This is a genomic window from Blautia sp. AM42-2 (assembly GCF_003480245.1).
GTDB lineage: Bacteria > Bacillota > Clostridia > Lachnospirales > Lachnospiraceae > Fusicatenibacter > Fusicatenibacter saccharivorans.
The window spans coordinates 357,732-381,626 of the sequence record NZ_QUIM01000002.1; the positions used below are offsets into that span (position 1 = coordinate 357,732).

The 23,895-nt window shown below is 49.2% G+C and carries 18 protein-coding genes; all 18 read left to right on the forward strand.

Translation table 11 applies throughout. The annotated features are described in order from the left end of the window. Nucleotides 1–6: 6 nt before the first annotated feature. The 18 genes from DW915_RS04755 to DW915_RS04845 all read left to right on the forward strand — a co-directional run bounded on the left by DW915_RS04755 (nt 7) and on the right by DW915_RS04845 (nt 23,868). Nucleotides 7–630 (forward strand): MBL fold metallo-hydrolase, encoded by a 624-nt coding sequence (locus DW915_RS04755; protein ID WP_117801733.1) that lies wholly within the window; start codon nt 7–9, stop codon nt 628–630. Then, complete coding sequence (hemZ, locus tag DW915_RS04760; protein ID WP_118741686.1) at nt 602–2,101, forward strand: coproporphyrinogen dehydrogenase HemZ; 1,500 nt, start codon at nt 602–604, stop codon at nt 2,099–2,101. The genes DW915_RS04755 and hemZ overlap by 29 nt, the downstream gene beginning before the upstream one ends. Further along, nucleotides 2,098–2,778 (forward strand): HD-GYP domain-containing protein, encoded by a 681-nt coding sequence (locus tag DW915_RS04765; RefSeq protein ID WP_117509249.1) that lies wholly within the window; start codon nt 2,098–2,100, stop codon nt 2,776–2,778. Before hemZ ends, DW915_RS04765 begins: the two co-directional genes overlap by 4 nt. Continuing rightward, a complete protein-coding gene (gene hisS, locus DW915_RS04770; RefSeq protein ID WP_055227609.1) occupies nt 2,711–3,967 on the forward strand; it encodes a histidine--tRNA ligase in 1,257 nt (418 codons plus the stop codon). Before DW915_RS04765 ends, hisS begins: the two co-directional genes overlap by 68 nt. 92 nt (nt 3,968–4,059) lie before the next feature. Next, the gene (gene aspS / locus DW915_RS04775; protein ID WP_022461141.1) at nt 4,060–5,868 is read left to right on the forward strand and encodes an aspartate--tRNA ligase; all 1,809 of its coding nucleotides are present in this window, start codon (nt 4,060–4,062) and stop codon (nt 5,866–5,868) included. A gap of 223 nt (nt 5,869–6,091) precedes the next feature. Next, the gene (locus DW915_RS04780; RefSeq protein ID WP_147398416.1) at nt 6,092–6,355 is read left to right on the forward strand and encodes a hypothetical protein; all 264 of its coding nucleotides are present in this window, start codon (nt 6,092–6,094) and stop codon (nt 6,353–6,355) included. 222 nt (nt 6,356–6,577) lie between these two features. Beyond that, entirely contained in the window at nt 6,578–8,023 is a 1,446-nt protein-coding gene (locus DW915_RS04785) for an efflux RND transporter periplasmic adaptor subunit (protein WP_118741687.1), read from the forward strand. Continuing rightward, nucleotides 8,020–8,703: an ABC transporter ATP-binding protein gene (locus DW915_RS04790; protein WP_117801729.1), complete on the forward strand. Its 684-nt coding sequence runs from the start codon at nt 8,020–8,022 to the stop codon at nt 8,701–8,703. The genes DW915_RS04785 and DW915_RS04790 overlap by 4 nt, the downstream gene beginning before the upstream one ends. Next, nucleotides 8,700–11,096: an efflux RND transporter periplasmic adaptor subunit gene (locus DW915_RS04795; protein WP_118741688.1), complete on the forward strand. Its 2,397-nt coding sequence runs from the start codon at nt 8,700–8,702 to the stop codon at nt 11,094–11,096. Before DW915_RS04790 ends, DW915_RS04795 begins: the two co-directional genes overlap by 4 nt. 11 nt (nt 11,097–11,107) lie before the next feature. Continuing rightward, the gene (locus DW915_RS04800) at nt 11,108–12,358 is read left to right on the forward strand and encodes an ABC transporter permease (RefSeq protein WP_022461146.1); all 1,251 of its coding nucleotides are present in this window, start codon (nt 11,108–11,110) and stop codon (nt 12,356–12,358) included. Between the two features lie 275 nt (nt 12,359–12,633). Then, nucleotides 12,634–13,101 (forward strand): CBS domain-containing protein, encoded by a 468-nt coding sequence (locus tag DW915_RS04805; protein WP_022461147.1) that lies wholly within the window; start codon nt 12,634–12,636, stop codon nt 13,099–13,101. 22 nt (nt 13,102–13,123) lie between these two features. Further along, nucleotides 13,124–14,890 carry an arginine--tRNA ligase gene (gene argS / locus DW915_RS04810; protein ID WP_117509243.1) on the forward strand — a complete coding sequence of 589 codons (1,767 nt, stop codon included), beginning with the start codon at nt 13,124–13,126 and terminating at the stop codon, nt 14,888–14,890. Between the two features lie 464 nt (nt 14,891–15,354). Continuing rightward, nucleotides 15,355–16,812: a serine/threonine-protein kinase gene (locus DW915_RS04815; protein WP_279220259.1), complete on the forward strand. Its 1,458-nt coding sequence runs from the start codon at nt 15,355–15,357 to the stop codon at nt 16,810–16,812. Beyond that, nucleotides 16,809–18,254, forward strand: coding sequence for a hypothetical protein (locus tag DW915_RS04820; protein ID WP_118741690.1), 1,446 nt, complete (start codon nt 16,809–16,811; stop codon nt 18,252–18,254). The genes DW915_RS04815 and DW915_RS04820 overlap by 4 nt, the downstream gene beginning before the upstream one ends. 91 nt (nt 18,255–18,345) lie before the next feature. Continuing rightward, nucleotides 18,346–19,965, forward strand: coding sequence for an HAD hydrolase-like protein (locus DW915_RS16325; protein ID WP_117801725.1), 1,620 nt, complete (start codon nt 18,346–18,348; stop codon nt 19,963–19,965). A 178-nt stretch (nt 19,966–20,143) separates the two neighbouring features. Then, nucleotides 20,144–20,875 carry a 30S ribosomal protein S2 gene (gene rpsB / locus DW915_RS04830; protein WP_022461152.1) on the forward strand — a complete coding sequence of 244 codons (732 nt, stop codon included), beginning with the start codon at nt 20,144–20,146 and terminating at the stop codon, nt 20,873–20,875. 120 nt (nt 20,876–20,995) lie between these two features. Beyond that, on the forward strand, nt 20,996–21,934 hold the full coding sequence (gene tsf, locus DW915_RS04835; RefSeq protein ID WP_022461153.1) for a translation elongation factor Ts: 939 nt from the start codon (nt 20,996–20,998) through the stop codon (nt 21,932–21,934). A gap of 254 nt (nt 21,935–22,188) precedes the next feature. Then, nucleotides 22,189–23,868: an FMN-binding protein gene (locus tag DW915_RS04845; RefSeq protein ID WP_118741691.1), complete on the forward strand. Its 1,680-nt coding sequence runs from the start codon at nt 22,189–22,191 to the stop codon at nt 23,866–23,868. Nucleotides 23,869–23,895: the final 27 nt, after the last annotated feature.

The window sequence follows — 23,895 nt, forward strand, 5'->3', positions numbered from 1 at the left end:
AAGCGTATGATAAAGGTAAATTACCGGGCACTTGGAATGCTCTCGACAAACTGCTACGTTGTGGAAAATCCGGACAGCCAGAAGGTGCTGATCGTGGACCCGGGCGATTCGCCGCTGGAGATTGAACGCCAGATCGACGAGATCGACGGCGACCCGGAGGCCATTCTGCTGACCCATGGCCATTTCGACCATATGCTGGCAGCGGATGCGCTGCGGAAAAAGTACCATATCCCGGTCTATGTCCATGAAAAAGAGCAGCACCTGCTGGGGGATCCAAAGGAAAATCTTTCCGGGCTCTGGAGCAAACCGTACACGATGCAGGCGGACAAAACCGTAAAAGAGGGCGATGTGCTGCATCTCGCAGATTTTGAAATCCACGTTCTTGCGACACCGGGGCACACGGCAGGCGGTGTCTGCTACTATATTCCGGCAGAGAAAACACTTTTTTCCGGTGATACGCTGTTCTGCGAGTCCTACGGAAGATACGACTTCCCGACATCCTCCGGCAGAGAGCTGACCGCGTCGGTCAAGCGCCTGTTAAAAGAGCTTCCCGGGGATGTGACCGTGTATCCGGGCCACAACGATGAAACTACGATTGAACATGAAAAGAGGTACAATCCCCTTGCTTAATATCAGCCTTTGTTTTAACAGAAAAGATTTTGAATACGATGTGTATTCCCTGATCAAGGCATTCTATCCGGGCTGTGAGATTACCTCATGGTACGAAGAGGATGGGGCGCTGGACGGGAAATTTGCATATTATGATACGATCACATACGAGGCGGATCAGATCTGTTTTTCGATTGCAGACGAGAAACATGAGACGCTCGCTTCGCAGTGTGAGGCGGTGGAATATGAAAAAGACCGCCATGAAACGAAAAATGTCCTGAAACGGATGGTATACCGCACGCTTTCCGAAGTGAGCGGCAAAGAACTTCCATGGGGCGATCTCACCGGCATCCGTCCGACGAAAATTCCGATGAAGATGCTTGAAGAGGGTAAAAAAAATGTAGAGATTGCGAAATACATGCGCGAAACTTACTACACCAGCCCGGAAAAGACGGCACTTGCGATCACGATTGCCAACCGGGAAAAGGACATTTTAAAGACGATCGACTACGAACACGGTTACAGCCTGTACATCGGCATCCCGTTCTGTCCGAGCATCTGCCTGTACTGTTCCTTCGGCTCCCATGTGTTAAGCCGCTGGGAGCATATGGTAGATCCGTATCTCGATGCACTGATCAAAGAACTGATCTTTATCAGTGAGAACATGAAGGGTTACACCCTTGATACGATCTACATCGGAGGCGGTACGCCGACCACGCTGAATGCGGCACAGATGGAGCGCCTGCTCACGAAAGTGACAGAGCTCTTCCCGATGGAGCAGGTGCAGGAGTTCACCGTGGAGGCAGGACGGCCGGATACGATCAATGAGGAGGTCTTAAAGGCCATCCGCAAATTCCCGGTCACCCGTATTTCGATCAATCCACAGACCATGAACCAGGAAACGCTGGATCTGATCGGACGCCACCATACCGTGGAGGAGATCGAGGAGAAGTTCCGTATGGCGCGTTCCCTTGGATTTGACAACATCAACATGGATCTGATTGTCGGTCTGCCGGGCGAGGACAAGGAAAAAGTGGCGCATACGTTGGAAAAAGTGGAAGCGCTGAATCCGGATTCCCTGACCGTCCATTCCCTTGCGTTAAAGCGTGCAACGAGACTCAACCTGTTCAAAGACAAATATCAGGAAATCTCGTTTGAAAACTCTGCCGAGATCATGAAAATGACGATGGACAGCGCACATCGCATGGAGATGGGACCGTATTACATGTACCGCCAGAAAAATATGGCGGGTAACTTTGAGAATGTCGGCTACTCCCGCGAAGGAAAAGCAGGTATCTACAACATCCTCATTATGGAGGAAAAACAGTCCATTCTGGCCGCGGGAGCCGGAGCGTCCACGAAATTCGTGTTTGAACACGGAGAGCGCATTGAGCGGGTGGAGAACGTGAAGGATCTGAAAAACTACGTGGAGCGTATCGATGAAATGATCGAGAGAAAACGTATCGGAATGGAGAAGTATCTGCCAAAATGAAAGAAAATTCCAGTCAGCAGCTTCACATGCTGCGCTATACCCTGACCGAGCAGCTCATCCATGGCATGGAAGTGAGCAATTTAGCTTACGATCTTGCGCGGGAACTTGGGTATGAGAAAGAAATCTGCTATGAGCTTGCAAAAGCGGGCGTTCTCCACGATATCGGAAAGATTGTACTGGAGAATTACGTAGAAGAACAGGATACGCTCGTCGTTGAGGAGATGCGCTTTGTGCGGACCCATTCCACACTGGGCTATGAACTCCTGCAGGGACGCGGCTACTCCGATTTTGTGCTGGAGAGTATTCTGTATCACCATGAAAATTATGACGGAACCGGGTATCCGGCCAATCTGGCGGGAGAAAAGATTCCGTTTGGGGCGCGTATCTTACGCATCTGTGATGTGTACTGCGCGCTGACCTCCGACCGCCCGTACCGGAGTGCGTTTACGCGGGAACAGGCGATGGAGCTTATGACAGAAGAAGTCAAAAATTTCGATCTGAAAATGTTCCTGGCATTTCAGAGAGTGATCCACAGCGGCAGCCGGAAAGCGATCGAGCTTTCTGATGTCGATGAATTGATACGGGAAATCATAAAGGAGAAAACAGAAAATGGCATTAAAAAAGAAACCGGTTACCGGAATGAAAGATATTTTACCGAAAGAAATGGCAATCCGTGACTACGTGATCCGTCTGATCAAGGAAACTTACGGAACCTTCGGCTTTACCTCCATGGAGACCCCATGCGTGGAGCACATCGAAAACCTGAACAGCAAACAGGGCGGCGAGAATGAGAAACTGATTTTCAAGATCTTAAAAAGAGGAGAGAAGCTGAAACTCGAGACCGCTGAGAAAGAAAACGATCTCGTAGACAGCGGCCTGCGTTATGACCTGACCGTTCCGCTCTGCCGTTACTATTCCAACAACGCAAACGAGCTTCCGTCCCCGTTCAAAGCACTTCAGATGGGAAATGTATGGCGTGCAGACCGTCCGCAGAGAGGAAGATACCGCCAGTTCATGCAGTGCGATATCGATATCCTCGGCGAGCCGACCAACCTCGCAGAGATTGAGCTGATCCTTGCTACCACCACACTGCTTGGAAAACTGGACTTCAAGAACTTTACGATCCGTATCAATGACCGCCGTATCTTAAAAGCAATGGCAGCCTACAGCGGATTCCCGGAGGAGTCCTATGACACCGTATTTATTATCCTCGATAAGATGGATAAAATCGGTTTTGAGGGCGTTGCCAAAGAGCTCGAGGAAGCCGGCTTTGCAAAAGAGTCCGTAGAGAAATACCTGAAAATGTTCGAGGAAATCACCCCGGATACCGCAGGCGTAGAGTACTGCCGTGAGAAACTCGAGGGATTCCTTGACAAAGAGTACGCAGACGGCCTGAAGACCATCATCGACAGTGTCAATGCCGTGAAGACCGCAGAATTCAAGATCGCTTTCGATCCGACTCTGGTGCGCGGAATGTCCTACTACACCGGACCGATCTTCGAGATCGCTATGGATGAGTACGGCGGATCTGTCGGAGGCGGCGGACGCTACGATGAAATGATCGGAAAATTCACCGGAAACCAGACCTGCGCATGCGGATTCTCCATCGGATTTGAGCGTATCGTTATGCTTCTGCTTGAGAGAGATTACCAGATCCCGGGCGCACAGAAGAAAAAAGCGTACCTGATCGAGAAAAACATGCCGGCAGAGGGAATGCAGAAGATCATTCAGCAGGCGACAAAAGAGAGAAGTGAAGGCACGGCCATCAACATCGCCGTGATGAAGAAGAACAAGAAATTCCAGAAAGAGCAGCTTGCCAGCGAGGGCTACACTGAGATCGAAGAATTTTTTGTTGACAAAATGTAAGGAATATCCAATAATAGTAATCGCATGAAAAAACGATGTGCTGCGGATGCAGATTCTTTGTGTCCGCAGTTCCAAATAGGAGGAACAAGAAAATGGCTGAATCCATGAAAGGCCTGAAGAGAACCTGCCGCTGTGCGGAAGTCACAAAAGCAGATATCGGAAAAAAAGTAACCCTGATGGGCTGGGTACAGAAGAGCCGTAATAAAGGCGGAATTATTTTCGTCGATCTGCGCGACAGAAGCGGTATTATGCAGATCATCTTTGAGAACGGCCCGATCAGTGAGGAAGGTTTTGAAAAAGCAGCAAAACTGCGCAGCGAGTTTGTGATCGCCGTAGAAGGCGAAGTCATGGCCCGCTCCGGTGCGGTAAACGAGAATCTGGCAACAGGAGAACTTGAAGTAAAGGCTGAGTCCTTACGCATCCTTTCCGAGGCAGAAACCCCGCCGTTCCCGATCGAGGAGGATTCTAAGACGAGAGAAGAGCTCCGTCTGAAATACCGTTACCTGGATCTGCGCCGCCCGGATATCCAGAGAAACCTGATTATGAGAAGCAAGGTGGCAATGCTCACCCGTGAGTTCATGTCAAAAGAAGGTTTCCTTGAGATCGAAACCCCGATGCTGACCAAATCCACACCGGAAGGCGCCAGAGACTATCTGGTACCGAGCCGTGTTCATCCGGGCAGCTTCTATGCACTGCCGCAGTCTCCGCAGCTGTTCAAACAGCTTCTGATGTGCTCCGGCTATGACCGCTATATCCAGATTGTAAAATGTTTCCGTGACGAGGACCTGCGTGCTGACCGTCAGCCGGAGTTCACCCAGATCGATATGGAGCTTGCTTTCGTTGATGTAGATGATGTTATCGATGTCAATGAGAGACTGCTGGCACACCTGTTCAAAGAGGTGCTCGGCGTTGAGGTACAGCTCCCGATCCAGAGAATGACCTGGAAAGAGGCTATGAACCGTTTCGGTTCCGACAAACCGGATCTGCGTTTCGGTATGGAGCTGGTTGATGTTTCCGAGACCGTAAAAGATACCGAGTTCGTTGTATTTAAGGGCGCACTTGAAAACGGCGGTTCTGTCCGCGGTATTAACGCAAAGGGACAGGGCGCAATGCCGAGAAAGAAAATCGACAAGCTCGTTGAGTTTGCGAAAGGTTACGGTGCAAAAGGTCTTGCATACATTGCAATCCATGAGGATGGAAGCTGGAAATCTTCCTTCTCCAAATTTATGACAGAGGAGCAGATGGAAGCCCTCATCAAAGCCATGGACGGACAGGCTGGAGACCTTCTTCTCTTCGCAGCAGACCGCAACAAGATTGTTTGGAACGTTCTTGGCGCACTTCGTCTGGAACTGGCAGAGCAGATGGGACTTCTCGACAAGAACGAATACCGTTTCGTATGGATTACCGAGTTCCCGCTTCTGGAGTGGTCCGATGAGGAGAACCGTTTCACCGCAATGCATCACCCGTTCACCATGCCGATGGACGAGGATCTGCCGCTTCTGGATACCGATCCGGGCGCAGTTCGTGCAAAAGCTTACGATATCGTCCTGAACGGCACTGAGATCGGAGGAGGAAGCGTTCGTATTCACCAGAACGATGTGCAGGAGAAGATGTTTGAGATGCTTGGTTTCACAAAGGAACAGGCACATGAGCGATTTGGTTTCCTTCTGGATGCTTTCAAATACGGAGTTCCGCCTCACGCCGGACTGGCTTACGGACTGGACCGTCTCGTTATGCTGATGGCAAAAGAGGACAGCATCCGCGACGTCATCGCATTCCCGAAGGTAAAAGATGCTTCCTGTCTGATGACCGAGGCTCCGTCACCGGTTGACGCAGCACAGCTGGAAGAGCTTGGTCTTGAGGTTGAGCCGCAGGCTGAGGAAGAGACAACAGAAGAGTAAAGAAAATTTTGTAATTTACAGGACAGACAATTTTGCAGAAGTGCAGCGTTGTCTGTCCTTTTTTAGGTTTCACTCGATCGGTGTAAAGAAAAACTTAAGAAATTCTTCCACGTCTTCCCCGTTGTTTTGCTGGAAAAAAGTGCTACAATATGGTTTGTAAGAAAGATACGGAAACATCCACAGCAAGTGGAACACATAGAGAAAAGGACAAGGAGGAATCACGATGTTAGTTACATTAGTCATGCTGGCAACCTGTTTTGGTCTGCTCTGCGGAATTGGAATTCTATTTGGGATCGTTGGACTGCTGCTGAAATTTGGAGGAAAAGTCCTCGGCGCATGCGCCACTATTCTTCTCCCGATCGGCGTGATCTGGCTTGGATTTAAAATCGTGTTCGCCGTCGTTCCGCTTCTGTTCAAACTGGTCTGTGCAGCGCTGGTCTGTTATCTCGTATACCGCATTCTGCGGGAGATGAAACTTGTAGCATAAAAAATAAAATCTAACAGATTCGAAAGAAAACCTGCTTTCCGTCATAAACACGGAGGCAGGTTTTTAATGACAAAAACAAAAATCTATTTTCAGAAAAAGCCAGTATTTGCTAAAAAAAGAGTAAGGAAAAAGTAAGAAAACAAAAAACAAAATGTGATACGATAGAACTAACTTGGGAAAGCAGAAAATTAATTTGTAAAATAGAAAAGTGGGAGGAAGCATATGAAGAAAAAAGTAATCGCGATTGTGTGTGCAGTCGCAGTGCTGGCGGCAGCCGGAGGGGGAGTGACATGGCATTTCCTTGGAAACGGTACAAAAGAGGACGATAACGTCGTCTATGTCAATACTGTAAAAGCCCTGACCAATCTGGGAACCGGAAATGGAATGGAAAACCGCTATGCCGGTGTTGTGGAGTCGGAAAATACCTGGAAGGTAGAGAAAAACAGCGAGAAAAAGGTAAAGGAAGTTTATGTGGAAGTCGGTCAGGAGGTTCAGGTCGGAACACCGCTGTTCTCCTACGATACCGAGAAATTCCAGAGTGACCTCGAGCAGGCGCAGCTGGATCTGGAACGTATAAACAATGAACTTTCAAGTATGAATACCAATATCGACCAGCTTTACAAAGACAAAAAGCAGGCATCAAAAGACCAGCAGGCAAGCATCACACTGGAAATTCAGGAAGCGGAGCTGGATTTAAAGAAAAAAGAATATGAAGGAAAATCAAAACAGGCGGAGATTGATAAATTAAACGATAACATCACCAATGCGACCGTGATCAGCGAAATCGCAGGTGTTGTAAAATCAATCAACAACGATGACAGCAGCGCCGGCGCTTACTCCGGTGACAACTCCGACAATTCCTTCCTGACCGTTCTTGCAACGGGAGATTTCCGTGTAAAAGGCCAGATCAATGAACAGAATATGAGCGACGGTTCGATTACCGAAGGAAGCCAGGTGATCGTGCATTCTCGTGTAGATGAGAATCAGACCTGGACCGGAACCGTGACAAAGATTGATCGGGAAAATGCACGGACAGGAAGCAATAACGTTTACAGCAGTTCGGGAGACGGTATGACGCAGTCAAGCAACTATCCGTTTTATGTACAGCTCGATGGAACAAATGGCCTGATGCTCGGTCAGCACGTTTACGTAGAGCCGGATGTCGGCCAGCAGGAAGTCAAAACAGGAATCTGGCTGTCTGACTCCTTTATCAACGATGTCGACAGCAATCCTTACGTCTGGGCCGATAATGGAAAAGGCAAACTGGAAAAACGAAGCGTAACCCTTGGAACACACGATGAAAATATGATGGAATATCAGATCACCGACGGCCTTGCAGAAGATGATGCAATCACCTTCCCGGAGGACGGTCTGGAAGAAGGGATGAAGACCGTAGTCAGCACCGACGGATCACTGGGACAGAGCAATCCGGCCGGCGGCGAGGATGACGGAATGGTGGATGACGGTATGCTTGACAACGACGATGGAATGGTCGACGACGGTATGACGCAGGATGAAAACGGCATGGTTGACAATACCATGGACGGCGCAGAGTACAGCGGTGAGGAAGATACAACGAACGTGATCGGCGGCGCCGACAATGGTAAGGCAGAACCGGCAGACACACAGGAAGCCGGATCAGCAGATGACGGGGAGGTGCAGCCGTGATTCTGGAATTAGAGAATATCTGTAAAGAATATATGCAGGGCAAAATCCCGGTTCCGGTTCTGAAAAACATCAACTTCTCCATGGAAGAAGGCGAGTACGTTGCGATCATGGGTCCTTCCGGTTCCGGAAAAACAACACTGATGAATATTGTCGGCTGTCTCGACCAGGCGACGAGCGGACGGCTGATCCTCGACGGACAGGACATCAGCAAATGCAGTGACAATCAGATGTCGGACATCCGCCTGCAGAAAATCGGCTTTGTCTTCCAGAACTTCCAACTCCTTGCAAGACAGAGCGCAATGGAAAATGTATGCCTGCCGTTGACGTACGCGGGCGTGCCGAAAAAAGAGAGAAGAGAGCGGGCAGCGATTGCCCTCGAGCGGGTGGGGCTCGGCGACCGTATGAGTTTCAAACCGACCCAGCTCTCCGGCGGACAGAAACAGCGTGTGGCGATTGCAAGAGCGATCGTCAACCATCCGAAAATTCTGCTGGCTGATGAGCCGACCGGAGCGCTCGACTCCCATTCCGGCGAGCAGGTCATGGAGCTGTTCCAGAGCCTGAACGACGAGGGAGTCAGCATCTTGATGATTACGCATGACGCGGAGATCGCATCGATGGCACAGCGCACCGTGGAGATCCGCGACGGAATGATGAAATCGAAGGAGGTGGCCGAAGCATGAAAAAAGGAAAAGCCGCAAAGAAAGCAGCGATTGCAGTCGTGACAGCGGTTGCCGTGGGTGGCGTAAGTGTCGGCGGCTATTATGGGATTCGCCAGGCGCAGAAGACAACCGTAAAAGTGTATCCGGTCAGTGACTTTACGAGTGGATACTGGGGAGACAGCATGAACATGGAAGGCCAGATCACCTCGACGGCTTCCCAGAACATCTATCTTTCCGACAGCCAGACCATTTCCCAGGTTCTCGTCAAAGAGGGCGATGTGGTAAATGCCGGAGACACGCTGATGACATACGATACCAGCATGATTGAGCTGGATCTGGAAACGCAGCAGTTACAGCTTGCACAGACAAAGCTGAAAATCCAGCAGAGTGAAAAAGAACTGGAAAAGCTGAAAAAGACAAAACCGGTATCGGATACGCCGCTGAATCCGGTGGAGCCGGATTTCCCGGATTTCCCGGATTTTCCAGATGAACCCATCGATCCGGATTTCCCGGACGAACCGATTCCGACCCCAGAACCGGAGCCGACGTACGAGGATGCTGTTCTGTATAGCAGTACGAATAAGCTTGTATTTGGTTCCAAACCATACAAAGGAGAAGGAACGCAGGAAGACCCATACACCTATCTCTGCGCACCGGGAACAGTCCTGACAGGCGGATTCCTGAATCAGATGGCAGGATACGCGGATGAAAAGGGAACGAAAAAAGAAGAGGACAGCGAAGGATACTGGTTTCGCCTGGAGATTCATGAGGAAAACAAAGCCGCAGAGGCGCTGGAAACCGTGTGGGAGCAGGATGGAACGAAAATTGCGAAAGCATACGAGACTTCGTATGAAGCAGTCCTGAGTCTGAAAGAATCCGAATCGGCGGATGCACCGGAAATAAAAATCACCACGCCGCTTGCCAACACAGAGGTGGCAGAGGGCGGCGAGCTGAAGCTGAAAATCGGAATCAATGAGAAGAAAGATACCGAAGAGAAGCCGGATGAGAAAGCCGACGATAAAACGGATGATAGAACCGAGAGTCCGTCCGAGGACGATGTGACACAGCCGGGTGAAGCCGGAAATGGAAGCGGTGAGGCAGACGATTCCACGGAAAACACCGAAACGGATGTCACTTACACATACGTCTGGAAACACAACGGAAAGACAATCGACGGAGATTTTAAGGATACTTACACAAAAGAAAACATCACAAAAGAGGATGCCGGAATCTATACAGTAGAAGTGACAGCGAAAAATGACAAGGGTACTTCCATGGCAGTCAGCACTGCAAATGTGGCGGTAAAAGAAGGAACGATTACCCCGACACCAAGTGTAACTCCGACCCCGAGCGTTACGCCGGGACCGAGTGTAACTCCAGAGCCGACCGTCAGCCCGGAACCAAGTACAACACCGATTCCGACCACAGAGCCGGTTCCAACAGAAATTCCGGTGCCGAGCGAGACCCCAGTTCCGACGGAAACGCCGACGCCAACCGAAGCCCCGGCAGAACCGGAAGCGGAACCGCAGAGCGAAGATGTGCCGGAAGCAGTGCAGACGACAGCAAAAACCGTATTCTACGGTGAAAAAGCATCGGTACAGTCCCTCTTTACATCATCCACAGGAAGCAGCGCAAATAACAATACTTCTTCCGGTGATGATACCCAGATGACCTACACAAAAGATGAGTTGAAAAAAGCCATCAGCGAAAAAGAAAGCCAGATCCGTAATCTGAAGCTGGATCAGAAGGAAGAGGAACTCAAAGTCAAAAATACGCAGAAATCCCTGGATTCCCAGACCGTAAAAGCGACGATCAGCGGTGTGGTAAAGAAGGTTGGAAATGCAGAAAACCCGTCCAACGACGGAAGCGCCTTTATCCAGGTCAGTGGAAACGAAGGTCTGTACGTGCGCGGCTACTTAAGCGAGACGTATCTCGATCAGGTAAAAGTCGGCGATGAACTCAACGTGACTTCTTGGTCTTCGGGTGCTTTTGCAGCGGCAACCGTAACCGAGATTTCTCCGTACCCGACAACAAGCTACATGTCGTACAGCGAGACACCAGCCTCCTTCTATCCGTTCACAGCCGTTATCCCGGAAGGCGGAGAAGGTTTTGAAAACGGTGACTGGATCGAGATTGCAATCACTGTCGGAAACGATGTAGAAAACGGCAACGGCCTGTACGTCAGCAAAGAATTCATCCGCGAGGAAAACGGACAGAAATTCGTTTATATCCGGGATGAAAATGATAAATTAAAGAAACAGAATGTGGTAACCGGAAAACTTCTGTGGGGCAGTTATTACGAAGTGAAGAGCGGTCTTTCCGAAGAGGATTACATTGCATTTCCGTACGGCAAAACCGTGGTGGAAGGCGCAGACACGAAGGAATCCAGTTCATCGGATTATTACAACAGTTAAGGAGGCGCATTATGTTAGAAAATGTAAGACTTTCCTTTCAGGGAATCTGGTCACACAAAATGCGTTCCTTCCTGACGATGCTGGGCATTATCATCGGAATTGCGTCGATCATCTCAATTGTCTCCACGATCAAGGGAACGAATGAGCAGATCAAACAGAACCTGATCGGAGCCGGAAACAACAACGTGACCGTCAGTTTAAAGCAGGGCGACGGCGATTACTGGATGGACAACGGACTGCCAAGCGGCGTGTCGAAACTGTCCGATGATCAGAAAAAGCGGATCCGTGAGCAGGATCAGGTGGAAAATGCATCGTTTTACACCGAAAGAACGTATGTGAGCGGCATCGCAAAAGGAAACACAACACTGGACAGTGCGAAGGCGCTTGGCGTGGATGAAAATTATCTGTCGACGTGCGGATATCAGATTTATCAGGGACGCGGCTTTGTGGAGAGCGATTTCTCGAAGATCCACAAAGTTGTCCTCCTCGACGATACCGCAGTGCTGACACTCTTCCCGGATGAGTCGCCGGTCGGCAAAACGATCGAGATCATGGGAGAGCCGTTCACGGTGATCGGCGTGATCAAAAAAGCCGATTCGTTCCAGCCGGTCATCAATTCCAGAGATGACTACTATACGTACAATCAGGAATCCTATCCGCTGGTGCTGATGCCGGATGTCTGCTGGCCGATCGTATTCCAGTATGATGAACCGGAAAATGCCGTTGTGATGGCAAAAACGACCGAGGATATGAGCACGGTGGGAAAGACAACAGCGGATATCATGAACGAATCCGTGACCAATACAACTGATTCTCTTTCCTATCAGGCAGAGGATCTGCTGGAGAAAGCAAAGAGTCTGCAGGAGTTAGGCCAGAGCACGAACCAGCAGCTGATCTGGATCGCGAGCATTTCGCTTCTGGTCGGCGGTATCGGTGTTATGAATATTATGCTGGTATCTGTAACGGAACGTACAAGCGAGATCGGCCTGAAAAAGGCGATCGGAGCAAGAAAACGCAGAATTCTGTTCCAGTTCCTGACCGAGGCGGCAGTGCTTACCAGCATCGGCGGACTGCTCGGTGTACTGGGCGGCATCATCATGGCGCAGGTGATCTCGAGAGTATCACAGACGCCTGTGGCAATCAGCATTCCGGCGATCATCTTCTCCGTGGTATTCTCCATGGTGATCGGTATCGTATTCGGACTGCTGCCGTCGGTAAAAGCAGCAAATCTGAATCCGATCGATGCGCTGCGAAGAGAATAGAACAAAAAAGAGTTGAAAAATCCGTGCGGGCACAGCGTAGGTGCTGGATCCGTGCGGATTTTTTGTGCGGCGTGTGCGGATGAAACTTAAGATCTTTACTTTTTGCGGAAAGTCGGTTATACTGGAAAATAAGCGCAATTTGCGGCACAGCAAAGAGGCATTCGAGTTTCGGATTCGGTATGTTTATGAAAATATAAGAAAGATTCAAAGACATTTCACATTCGTTTATGGTATAATCAAACAAGAGTATGACCAACGAAAAGGAGTATACGCGAATGAATATTTTGTTTTTTATCACACCGAAAAGTGAAACGGCTTATCTGTATGACGACTGCTCACTTCGGCAGGCCATCGAGAAGATCGAATATCATAAATACACGGCGGTTCCGGTACTGAACAAAAAGGGCTGCTATGTGGGAACACTGACGGAAGGAGATCTGCTCCGCATCATAAAAGAACGGTATCTGCTGAATTACCATGAAGCAGAGGATATCCCGCTCTGGCAGGTTCCGAAACGGTGGAATTATGAGTCCGTCAACATCAACAGCAACATCGAGGACCTGATCGAGATGTCCATGCGGCAGAATTTTGTTCCAGTTGTGGATGACGAGGGAATCTTCATCGGCATCATCCGAAGAAGAGATATCATCCAGTACTGTTATCAGAAAAGCGGCATCAAAGAAGAGGAAGAAGCCCGGCGCAGCGCGCGGAAACAAAACGCAGAACAGATGATTCTGCAGTAAAGAAGAAAATGAGGGAAACATTATGAAAAAACTGATCGATCTTATCCAGGAAGAGCTGGTAAAAGCCTTTACCGCTGCGGAGATGGACCCGTCCTATGCAAGGGTTTCCGTTTCCAACCGCCCGGATCTGTGCGAATACCAGTGCAACGGCGCAATGGCAGCTGCAAAAGCATACCACAAAGCACCGATCCAGCTGGCTGAAGCAGTTGTAGAAAAAGTGACCGATCACAGCGTGATCGGTGAAATTGAAGCCGTAAAACCGGGATTCATCAACCTGAAAATCAACCCGGAATTTCTGGCAGATTATCTTTCCAAAATGCAGAACGATGAAGAGCTTTCTGTAGAGAAAGCAAAAAATCCGAAAACCATCATTGTAGATTACGGCGGAGCAAACGTGGCAAAACCGCTTCACGTCGGCCATCTCCGTTCCGCGATCATCGGCGAGAGCATCAAGCGTATGGGACGCTTCATGGGCCACAACATGATCGGTGACGTTCATCTTGGAGACTGGGGTCTGCAGATGGGACTGATCATCACCGAGCTGCAGGAGCGCCATCCGGAGCTTGTTTATTTTGATGAGTCCTTTACGGGAGAGTACCCGGAGGAAGCACCGTTTACGATCAGCGAGCTCGAGGAGATTTATCCTTGCGCAAGCGGCAAATCGAAAGAGGACGAGGACTATAAGAAACGTGCACTCGAGGCAACGAGAGAGCTGCAGCAGGGCAGAAGAGGATATCGTGCGATCTGGAAACACATTATGAACGTTTCTGTTGCCGATCTGAAAAAGAACTATGGAAACCTCGACGTTCATTTCGATCTGTGGATGGGTGAGTCCGATGCACAGGAGTACATTCCGGACATGGTAGATTACCTGAAAGACAATGGTTATGCACATTATGACCAGGGCGCACTCGTTGTTGATGTCAAAGAAGAGACAGACACAAAAGAGATCCCGCCGTGCATGATCTTAAAATCCGATGGAGCAGCTCTGTATGATACGACAGACCTGGCAACCATCATCCAGCGTATGAAACTGTACAAGCCGGACGAGATCTGCTATCTGGCAGACAAACGTCAGGAGCTTCACTTCGTACAGTGTTTCCGCTGTGCAAGAAAAGCAAAACTGGTGAATGATGATACCGTTCTTTCCTTTATCGGCTTTGGTACCATGAACGGAAAAGACGGAAAACCGTTCAAGACCCGTGAGGGCGGCGTTATGCGTCTGGAGCGTCTGATCGGCGAGATCAACGATGAGATGTATCAGAAGATCGTGGAGAACCGCAGCGTAAAAGATACGGATGCAAGAGGAACGGCACAGATTGTCGGACTGTCTGCTATTAAATACGGTGACCTGTCCAACCAGGCATCGAAAGATTATGTATTCGATGTTGAGAGATTTACTTCCTTCGAGGGAAACACCGGTCCGTACATCCTGTACACGATCGTTCGTACAAAATCCATCCTCGGAAAATATAAAGAAGAGGGAAATGAACTGAAGAAAGGCGCACTTCTGGCACCGAAGAGCGACAGCGAGAAAGCTCTGATGCTTTCCGTATCCCGTTTCAACGGCGTTGTGGAGAACGCATTCGAGGAGAAAGCACCGCATAAGATCTGTGCTTATATCTACGAGCTTGCAAACGAGTTCAATCACTTCTACCACGAGACCAAGATCTTAAGTGAGCAGGATGAGGCAAGAAAAGCATCTTACCTGGCACTGCTGGATCTTGTCCGCGAGGTACTTGAGACCTGCATCGACCTGCTGGGATTCTCGGCACCGGAACGGATGTAAAACGCCAGGGGATCAAACTTAAAAGTCCGACGCAAGCTTGCTTGCAGGAGGATTTTTGAGCTTGAGACCCGAAAAAATATGAGTAAGTAGCCATTTTTCGAAGAAAAATGAGCGGATTACGAATATTTTTGAAGATTGCGGGAGCACGAAGTGCGGAGCAATCTGGCGTTGCGCGGAGTCAAGAGGGAAAAAATAGATAAAAAACAGGCGATTTTTTTGGCAGCCGTCGGCTTCTGTAGTTCTTGCGGAAACGGCGGCTGTTGTGTTATACTTACATCACGATTTTTCATCCGCTTGGACATTCGTCCTGAAAAATCGATTCTATATTACTCTATCGAAGAGCCATTCGGCTCAATTTATATCCATGTACAAAAACAGAATATCGGACTGACAAACACTTTGACGTAAAAAGAGGAGGCGGGATCATTGGAAAAGTAGAACTTCCGGGAGGGAAGTATCGCCTGCTGTCAGTGCTCGGAAGAGGGGCAACGTCTGTCGTTTATCTTGCAGAGAAAACTGGATCCGGAAAGCGGTATGCAGTCAAGGTAAGTATATGTGACAGGGAAAAACTGCGCCGGGAAGCGTTTCTTTTACAGAAGTTTTCATATCCCGGGATTCCCTGTGCGGTGGAACTTCTGGAAAGTGGGACAAAAAGCTTTCTGGTGATGGAAGCTGTAAACGGAAAATCTATCGGACAGCGTATGCGTAAGGGAGAACGGTTTTCCAGCCGGGAAATTCTGAAAACGGGAATTGCCCTGAGCGGGATTCTCTGTTATCTCCATGCACAGAACCCGCCGGTTTTCTACCGGGATCTGAAGCCGGACAACGTGATGATAACAGAGCGTGGTGAAATATACCTTGTGGATTTCGGTGCAGCCGGAACAGAAGAAACGGGTGTGGAAGTCCGTTATGGAACCCGCGGTTATGCAGCGCCGGAGCAGTATGACGGGAAGTGTGACGCCCGTTCCGATCTTTATGCACTCGGCGCACTGCTTGCGGCAATGGCGAAGCATGCGAAAAAGCGGCAGAAAAGAGGACTCTGGCGGGTGATGGAAAAATGTATGCAGAAAAAGCCGGAGGAGCGGTATGCGTCTGCCGGAGAAGTCAAAAAGGCACTGCGGCGGCTGGAAAGAAAGCAAAAAGGCAGGAAGACTCTGCGGATCTTTGCAGTTTTTGCTTTTCTGACAGGAGGAGCGGCTGCAGTTGCCAGCAGGATGCCATGGGGGCAGTTTCCGGCGGCAGACGAATGGGAGGAGCAGGGAGATCTCTGGTTCTGCGGAAATCCGGTGGAAGAAGGCAGTCTGCCGAACTACCAGAAAGCGCGGGAAGCGTTCTTAAAGGCAGACCATCTCAGTCAGGCGGGGCGTGTGGAGCAGGAACTTGTGGAATACTGTCTGGCGGATGATGCGGCAAGGGAAAAAATGCAGATGGAGCCATTGCTGGCTGAATTTTATGATGACACGCAGCAGGAGCCGGAAAAAGAAAAACGCTGCCGCAGATATCTTGCTGTTGCAGGAATGTATTTCAGTTTTTCCGAAGAACTGGCGCGTGAAAATGACACAGACGCCATGCGGAAAGGAATCGAAGTGCTGGAAAAGGCCGCAGGCGAGAATATGGAGGGGCAGTGGGAGGCGGTTATCTGGCAGAGACTGGCGGATGCGTGCTATCTTGGCGGAAAATCCGGGGATGGGGAAAGAGAACAGGACTGGTGCCAGGAGAGCTTTCTCTATTACGAACGGCTTCTGTGCAGCAGACAGGATGGAAACCGGCGGAAAAATCTGCTCAGGGCTGCAGAGCTGGCACTTCAGTTCGACATGCAGGAAAAAGCAGAACAGTACCTCAACGAGGCAGCAGAAATTCTGGGAATGGAGGAGGACATTTTTTATCAGCAGATCAGAAAAAGATGGGAGGAAGCAGGATGAGAAAAAAGACCATATGCGCAATGATGACAGGATTCCTGGCCGTCCAGGGAATCGAAGTCCACGCGGAGACACAGCAGACGACAGGCGAGGCCGCAAGTGCGGTGGAAAGCGTGGAATTAGAAGCTGAAATCATCGAGAACAGTGATGTGACAGATGCAGACGGGAAAGCCGGACCGGAGGAACTGCTGCCGGACGAAAAGTCAGAAGAAGAACCGCCTATAGAAGAGAAACCAGAGAAGGAACCAGAGCCGCCGGAAGAGAAAACAGATTCGGCAGAGACCGGAAAGAAAGAGAAAGAAGGAGAAGAAAAAATGCTTCCCCCGACGGTAATTCCGGATCCGGAGAAAGAACCAGCGGAAAGGTGGGAAGAAGAGGAGGAAGAAATTTCGGAAGATTCAGAATCGGGGAAGCCAGAAGAATTGCCGGAGGCAGGAGATATGGGTTCCGGGGAATCGGAATCAGAGGAAGGATGTGAAGAAACAGATACAAAAGAATCAGAGACAGAAGAGTCAGATTCGGAGAGAACGGATTTTGGAGAAATGGACACAGAAAAACCAGATTATGAAGATACAGGTTCAGAAAAATCCAGAACGGAAAATTTGATGCCAGAAGATCCGGAACCGGAAAAGCCTGATATGGAAGAAACGAAGCAGGAATCTCCGTCAACCGAAAAAGAGTCAGAAAATCAAACCTCGGAAACAAAAGCACCAGAAAAAGAGGAGCCTACCGTAATGCCGGATGTCGGAAAGTCAAACACAGAAAAGCAGGAACAAACGGAGCCCGGGCAATCGTCTCCGGAGAAAGAAGAACTCAAAACAGACGAACAGCTGCCCGTTGCTGCAGCCACGCCCGAGGAGGTGACCCAAGATCCAGATGATATTCCGCTACAAACAGAAGAAAGCAGTCCTCCGCCTGTCGAAACTCCATCTGAGAGTGCTGGGGAGGAGCCATCTCAAATACCGCCGCAGATCATCGCCGATTTCATATTATCACAGATAGCAGACGAAGATTTCGAAGCGCCGAACCCCCTGATTATCCGCCCGGCCGACACCAGCGTCGAAATAGATTCCGGTTATACCCCGGAAATTCTGCTCGAGGGAGCCGCCGACACGGCTGAAATTCTTTCCTGCATGGTAAATGGCTCCGAAGCCGAATATGAATGGAAAGAAAACAAAATCTGTCTGAAAGCCGAGAGTCTTTCCGAAGGCTACAACCGTATCACTGTAAAAGTGCGTGGCGCAGACGGCATTGTTCGAACCATGAAACCGTGGGAAGTCAACGTGAAACCAAAAACTTCCACACTTGTCAGCCAAAGAACCAGCCAGAAACCAAAAGGAACCCGCCTCTGGCAGTCCTTAAGGCGCCTCTGGAGCCTGATTCGTGCCATTGCCGAAATTCAGAATCAGACCACCCGCTATCTGCGTGCACTCTGCAGAAAATAGCCTGATCCGGTTTTGTTTGTATTTCTAATTTCGATATGCTAGAATAAAAGACATGTCATACGATAAAAAAAGTAAAAGAGGAAATAAGAGTATGTCAGATATGATATTATTTGATCTGGACGGAACCCTGACCGATTCCGGTCCTGGAATTACAAGATGTGTACAGTATGCGCTGGCATCCTTTGGCATCGAAGAGCCGGATCTGGAAAAACTGAACTGTTACGTGGGGCCGCCGCTTCTGGAATCTTTCATGAATTTTGCAGGCCTTGGCTGCGAAGAAGCACAGCAGGCCATCACAAAATACCGGGAGCGGTACGAGGCAGAGGGCATTTTTGAAAATGAAGTATACGAGGGAATCCCGGAGGTTCTGGCGTATCTGAAAGAGAAGGGAAAAATTCTGGCGGTAGCATCGTCCAAACCGGAAAAATACGTGGAGCAGATCCTGGAGCATTTCGAAATCAGAAAGTATTTTACCGTAGTAACCGGTTCAGAAATGAACGAAACCAGAACCGACAAAGGAGAAGTCATCGCAGAGACGCTGCGCCGACTCGGAGCAGAAGACAGCCGTTCCGACGTGGTGATGGTTGGTGACAGAAGCTATGACGTAATCGGGGCAAGAGAAAACGGACTGCTCTGTGTCGGCGTATCGTATGGGTACGGCGGAAGAGAAGAACTCGAGGCAGCAGGTGCCGCAAAGGTATGTGATACACCGGAAGAACTGAAACTGCTGGCGGAGGATCCGAAAGAAGAGAAGAAAAGACGCGACCGCATCAAAAAAATGAAGCCGGAGCGTATCCCGTGGCTGACAAGAGGAGAAAGTGGAACAGGAATCTTTGCGCCGAAAGAGAAAAAAGCAGAGAATATAAAAGAAAAAAGGACAGCGAAAACAGAGCCAAAAACGGAGGAAATCGTAATTCCTATCCAGCGGAAGCTATGGCGTCTTTTAAAACCGCTTCTGACGTACGAACTGTTTCTGATCGGAGCAACCGTACTTCTGGCGCTGATCCTGATGACGTTTACGACCGGCGGTTATCTGGAAGAGCGTATGCACGCGACATCCGTTCTTGCATCAGCAATCGGCAGTCTGGCGGCGATCCCGGTTCTCTGGAAACAGTACAAAAAAGATGAAGGCATGTTCCCGAAACCGGAAAAACGGTGGAGTGCGGCAGAGGCAGCCGCCTGTATTCTGCTGGTTATGACCTTCGGCCATCTCCTGAATACTGTCATGAACGTGACCGGCTTTACCAGAATCTTTTCCGGCTATCAGGACATGGCATCAAAGATTTATGAAGGACAGAACCCGCTGCTTCTGATCCTGTCCGTGGGTGTGCTGAGCGCGGCCGCAGAGGAAATTGTTTTCCGCGGCATGATTTACCGCAGGGCAAAAGATTTCTGGGGAACCGGCTGGGGCATCGCAGCATCATGTCTGCTGTTCGGTGCATATCACGGCAATGTGACGCAGTTTGTCTATGCAGCCGTGGTAAGTGTGCTTCTGATCCTTATTTATGAGCGGTGCGGAACACTCCTTGCCCCGGTTCTTGCGCACATGGCAGAAAATATCTGGGGACTTTACCGGAGCCAGTTCGTATCCTGGATGACCCAAAAAGCGCCGGCAGGTGCATGGATGTTCATCTTTTTGGAAGCGGTAATCTGCGCCGGAACGTTCTGGTATCTGTTTTTAAAGGATAAACAGGGAAAAACACAAAAATAACAGAAAAAAACCGCAGAATCCGCGAAAAAAATGCTTGTCATGAAAAAAACTCTGTGATACAATCTTACTGTTGCACAATAAGCACCCATGCGGTACCAAGGATGGTGCCTGTTTTTTGAAAAACAGGTTCCAAGGTGAAAAAACATGGGGAAGAATAAAACCATAAGGAGATAAAACAATGAGCGTAATTTCAATGAAACAGTTACTGGAAGCCGGTGTTCATTTCGGACATCAGACAAGAAGATGGAATCCTAAAATGGCTCCGTACATCTACACAGAGCGTAATGGTATCTACATCATCGACCTGCAGAAATCTGTAGGAATGGTAGATGACGCATACAAAGCTGTTGCAGACATCGCAGCAGACGGCGGCACAATCCTTTTCGTAGGAACCAAAAAACAGGCTCAGGACGCTATCGCTGTTGAGGCAGAGCGCTGCGGAATGTACTATGTAAACGAGAGATGGCTCGGCGGTATGCTGACCAACTTCAAAACCATCCAGAGCCGTATTGCAAGACTGAAAGCAATCGAGACCATGGAGCAGGATGGCACCTTCGAAGTTCTTCCGAAAAAAGAAGTCATTGAGTTAAAGAAAGAGCTTGCAAAACTGCAGAAAAACCTTGGCGGTATCAAAGAAATGAAGAGACTGCCGGACGCTATCTTCGTAGTAGATCCGAAAAAAGAGAGAATCTGCGTACAGGAAGCTCATACACTGGGAATTCCGCTGATCGGTATCTGCGATACCAACTGCGATCCGGAAGAGCTTGACTATGTAATTCCGGGTAATGACGACGCTATCCGTGCCGTAAAACTGATCGTTTCCAAAATGGCAGACGCAGTTATCGAGGCAAAACAGGGCGAGGCTGAGGAAGCTGCATACGAAGAAGCAGCAGAGACAGACGCTGAATAATTTACGCGAAGTAATGAACTGGGGGGAACTTGAAATTCAGGTTCCCTTCGGCGAATCTCACAATAGCAGACCGGCATGAAGATGCAGTCTGCTGAATCACGTATACGGAGGAATAAAACAATGGCTATTACAGCAGCAATGGTAAAAGAGTTAAGAGAAGTAAGCGGTGCTGGTATGATGGACTGCAAGAAAGCTCTTACAGCTACCGAAGGTGATATGGACAAAGCAATGGAGTTCCTGAGAGAAAAAGGACTTGCTACTGCTCAGAAAAAAGCTGGCAGAATCGCAGCTGAGGGTATCGTTATGCTGAACGTATCCGAGGATGGAAAGAAAGCTGTCGCTGTAGAAGTAAACGCTGAGACAGACTTCGTTGCAAAGAACGAGAAATTCCGTGGCTATGTAGCACAGGTTGCAGAGCAGGCTATGGATACAACTGCAGCAGACGTAGAAGGATTCCTGGCAGAGCCTTGGAAATTCGATACCAACGAGACCGTTGGCGAAGAGCTGGCTCATCAGATCGCTACCATCGGCGAGAACATGAACATCCGTCGTTTCCAGCAGGTAAAAGAGGAGAACGGTTTCGTTGCTTCTTATACTCATATGGGCGGTAAAATCGGTGTTCTGGTTGACGTTGAGACAGATGTTGTAAACGATGACCTCAAAGAGATGGCTAAAAACGTTGCAATGCAGATTGCAGCTCTTCGTCCGCAGTACACAAACCGCGACGAAGTAAGCGCTGATTACATCGCACATGAGAAAGAAATCCTCATGGCTCAGATTCAGAACGACCCGAAAGAGTCCCAGAAACCGGAAAAAGTTATCCAGGGAATGATCCAGGGCCGTATCAACAAAGAGCTCAAAGAGATCTGCCTGCTTGACCAGGTATACGTAAAAGCAGAAGACGGAAAACAGTCCGTAGCTCAGTACGTAGCACAGGTTGCTAAAGCAAACAACGCAACCGTAGCAGTAAAAGGCTTCGTTCGTTTCGAGACCGGTGAAGGAATCGAGAAGAAAGAAGAGAACTTTGCTGAGGAAGTTGCTAAACAGATGAACGCATAATTCAACTGTGAATTTGTAAAAATAACGCAAAAATATAAAACCCTCATAAATGTGCAGAAAATACACGATTTATGAGGGTTTTTTACTGTCACAGGCAGTATCCATCGGAAATGCAGTAAGTGCCTTGAAGGATACCGTCCCCGGAGATTTCCCGGCAATGAATCTTTCGGAGATTTGTGAATTAATCCAGGAACATAAATCGAATGGTCCGGTAATGGAGATGAAACGTTAAACATAAGAAAAGAGGAACAAATTTGAAAAAACAAGACAAAAGAAACTGGCCGAAAGCAGTGATTCAGATCCTTTCTTTCCTGCTGATTCCGGGCTTGTTTGAGGCGCAGTTTTCTGCGGTTGGGACGATTATTTCCACAGTTTATCAGGGGACGGTTTCGTGGGAACGGATCAGATATTCGGTATGGATGCTGCTGGCGACGGTTCCGGCGGTGATTATTGTGGGACGGTTTTTCTGCGGATATTTCTGCAGCTTCGGGGCTGTGCAGGATTTTCTGTGGTTTGCAGGAAATAAGCTGAAAAAGCAGTTTCGAAAAGCAGGTGCGAAAAACCTGCATTCAAATTCAAAGAAGAGTGGAAGAAATGTTCCAACAGGCTGGATCAAATATGGTGTGCTCCTGTTCTGGGCAGTCTTCGTATGGAGCGGTATGATAAAATGGAACATCGCAGGGCCGTGGCAGGTATTTGGACAGTACAGTTCCATCGGACACTGGCCGGGTGTGAAGCCGATGTTTTCGATTGGCGGTGCGCTGATTCTGGTGATTTTCGTCGGATCCATCTTAATCCAGCGCTTTTTCTGCCGGTATCTCTGTCCCATGGGAGCCATCTACAGCCTGATTTCCAGATGTACGCTGTTAAAAATTGTAAAACCGCGGAGCAAATGCGGAAGCTGCCGTCTCTGTACTGCAAAATGTACCATGGGAATTGATCTGACAGAAAAAGAGCAGACGGCAGGCGGCGAGTGTATTGGATGCGGGGTATGTATAAACGGATGTCTGAAGAACAATGCACACTGGAAGTACCGATACAGCGTGTGGATCGGTGTCGGGGTGACCTGCCTTACGATTGCAGCGTCACAGTTCCTGATCCGGAGCGAGAGCGGTTCCGTTGGTAAGACAGCAGGTGATGCGGCCATTGATACGGCAGAACAGAATCTGGACAGCAGATTCCAGGACGGCACTTATTCCGGAAGTGGAGAAGGCTACCGCGGAACCGTGACCGTTTCCGTAAAAGTGGAACAGGGAACGATAACCGGACTGACGATAGAGAACGCCGAGGATGATCAGACATATCTGGACAGAGCAAAGTCAGGAATCTTTTCGGAAATCATGAAAAAACAGAGTGCCGAGGAGATAGATACCGTTTCCGGCGCCACCTACAGCAGTAAAGGGTTGATTGAGGCCACTCAAAATGCGTTAAAAGAAGCCGCCGGAGATGAGAATACTGTACAGGAAAATACAGCATCTGAATCGACGGATACAACGGAAGAAAAACAGGCATTCCTGGACGCCGGCCGTTTCCACGACCTGAAAGACGGCATCTGCACGGGTACCGCCGATGCCTTCCGCGGGGATGTCGAAGTGCAGGTAACGGTAGAAAACCAGAAAGTGACCGACATCTCCATCCTTTCCTACTGCGACACCGAGGAATACTTTTTCCGTGCAGCGCCTTACGTGATAGGGCAGATGAAAGAAGAACAGAGCCTTAACATCGACGCCTTGAGCGGTGCCACCTACAGCAGCAACGGTATCATTCACGCCACCGCCAATGCACTCGAAATCCCGGAAGACGAATATGCACCGCGTCCTGGCCGGGATCTGGCACATAAGCAGAAAGAGCACGGTCATATTGTAAAACATACGATCGAGAGCCAGGAGCAGTATGAAGAAAAAGTAAAAGAATACGAAGACGCACAGAATTAAAAAACAAAAATAATCTCAAAATAAGCA